The 2,342-nt window shown below is 35.5% G+C and carries 2 protein-coding genes and 1 tRNA gene; 2 read left to right on the top strand and 1 reads right to left on the bottom strand.

What is annotated here, in order from left to right:
• Positions 1-7: 7 nt before the first annotated feature.
• A complete protein-coding gene (locus ACR2F7_RS13820) occupies positions 8-652 on the top strand; it encodes a GDSL-type esterase/lipase family protein (RefSeq protein WP_432714139.1) in 645 nt (214 codons plus the stop codon).
• A gap of 213 nt (positions 653-865) precedes the next feature.
• Here the strand turns inward: ACR2F7_RS13820 and ACR2F7_RS13825 are convergent, their stop codons facing one another.
• Positions 866-1,471, bottom strand: coding sequence for a DUF6577 family protein (locus tag ACR2F7_RS13825; RefSeq protein ID WP_432714140.1), 606 nt, complete (start codon positions 1,469-1,471; stop codon positions 866-868).
• Between the two features lie 419 nt (positions 1,472-1,890).
• On the opposite strand from ACR2F7_RS13825, the gene ACR2F7_RS13830 reads away from it, so the two are divergent.
• Positions 1,891-1,964: transfer RNA gene (locus tag ACR2F7_RS13830), tRNA-Ala, on the top strand.
• The last annotated feature ends 378 nt before the right edge of the window (positions 1,965-2,342 follow it).

The raw sequence follows: 2,342 nt of genomic DNA on the forward strand, positions 1-2,342 counted from the left end.
AGCGTTAATGTTGACCTCTTTACAGGTTGGTGCACAAACCATCGGTTACGACAGTACTTCCAGGCCAGGGAATTACCAGGCTAAAGTTGCTGAGTTTAAGCAGAAACCCATCACTAAAAAAGACTTCGTGTTTTTAGGAAACAGCATTACCGCTGGTGGCAACTGGGCAAAATTATTGGGCCTTCCAAATGCCATCAACAGGGGTATTTCTGGTGATATCACATATGGTGTGCTGGATCGTTTGCAGGAAGTGATTGACGGCAAACCAGCAAAATTGTTTGTGCTGATCGGCATTAATGATATCTCCAAGAATATTCCTGATAGTGCCATCCTTTCTAATTACAAAAGAATTGTGAATAGGGTGAGGAAAGGCTCTCCTAAAACATCGATTTATTTCTATACACTGTTGCCGGTAAACAGCTCTTTCCAGAAATTCAAAAGCCATTATGGCAAGGATGAGCATATTTTATGGTTAAACAGGGAAATCAGAAATTTGAAGGCTAAAAAAGTAACCGTGATTGATCTTTATCCTGCATTTTTAGATGAAGAGAATCGTTTAACGGCAAGTTTAACTATGGACGGTTTGCATTTGCTTCCATCAGGTTACCAAATTTGGGTGGAGCTATTGAAAAATGGGGGCTATTTGAAATAAGGGTGTTTTTGTGAGCAGTCAGGATTCAATTTTACCTTGCCGTAATTTATAAAATATTTAACAATGAGCCGATTATATCAGATAATCGGCTCATTTTTTTATTAAATTTGAGTTGATTGTGATTGTTAATCGGCTCTTAAGTCAGTAATCTATTCACTTGTATGTGATTTTTTATCAATCATGGGTAATATAAGTTTGGCATAAATGAACTTATTATGCCAAACTTATACTCATTAATTCTTCTAGTTTTGATTCTCTGTTTCTTCTGATGGCATAGCGCTTCATTTTTAATTTATTTAAAGAATACTTCTTTGATACTGTTTTAACTATAAAATCTAGCTCATTTTGTTGAGATGAAAAAAGAGCAAAGTCAATGAGCATATCAACTAAAAGTTTTTCAAAAGTTGGGATGGTTATTTTACCCACTTCCATCAACGGAGCTTCAGATACCAGATTTTTAACTATAATAACTTTGTCTGCATTGTTTATATATCTGTCAAAAATTTCCGGATCGGGATTTAGGAAAACATTTTTAGAATATTCATTTATAAAGTTGAAAACGGAAGCTGAGGCATCTTTTTCAACTTCGATAACTATAAAGTATTTGAATGGCTGGTGTAGCATGAATTCGTTAAGCCAAGAAGTATCCCAAATACAGAACCTAATATATGGAAAGCCCTTGCTAATTCGGCCGTATATTTTTGTTATAGCGGATGACAGTTGTGGTTGAAATAGATGTTTACCTTGAAGTTCGTAAATACCTCTAGCAGGACTATTTAAACCACCCTCATTTTTTAGCCTGGATAAGTAACTGTTAATTGTATTTTGAAGATAGAATTAAGCAAAATGGTTAAGCCAAGGTTGATACAGTTCAATTTACACCGTTTAAATCATGTGCATTTCAGTACAAATAGTTGTTCTCCGGTTAGTATAAATTCTAAAACTAACGGTGAAGGAGGAATCGCATTATTATCACTAGGGTGTAGGTGTTTTAATGTTTATCATAACTAGGTTTTTTGCGGCTCGATATCCTATAATTATCACAGGTTTTCGCAAAAAATAGCATCACTGTTAGGGAATCAGAATTTTGGTGAAATAAATCTTAGCGTTGTGCATTAAAATTTTTTCTTTAATTATCTAGATATAAAAGTGTTAATACTGCCTTTGCACACTTTTATTCATCTTTTTCAACATTAAGTTTGCACAAGTGAAACTTTTAATTACTTTTGCCCCACTACGGGGGATTAGCTCAGCTGGCTAGAGCGCTTGCCTGGCAGGCAAGAGGTCAGCGGTTCGACTCCGCTATTCTCCACTCCGATTATGAAGCACTTACATATAGATAATGTAGGTGCTTTTCTTTTTTCTACCCATTATCTTCCTTTTAAGCTTTAGTCTATCGATTTATTTACCACTTTTAACCTAAAGGTAACACAAAGATAAACACCAACTTAGACTACAATACAATCATAATATATGATCTATTTTCGTTAGACAAAAGGCCGAACTAACAATGAAGAAACATTTTTTTACCACCCTAACTGTGCTGACAATCTTGGGAGCAATGAACGCCTGCACGAAAAATGAACAAGCCACATCTCCTGAGACCGTAGCTGAAATCAGAAAATACCAACTAAGTGTACTAGAAAGTCGGATCGTAGCCATGTCGTTCTGTGAGCCAAGGAGTTGATAA

Source organism: Pedobacter sp., assembly GCF_045628745.1.
Lineage (GTDB): Bacteria > Bacteroidota > Bacteroidia > Sphingobacteriales > Sphingobacteriaceae > Pedobacter.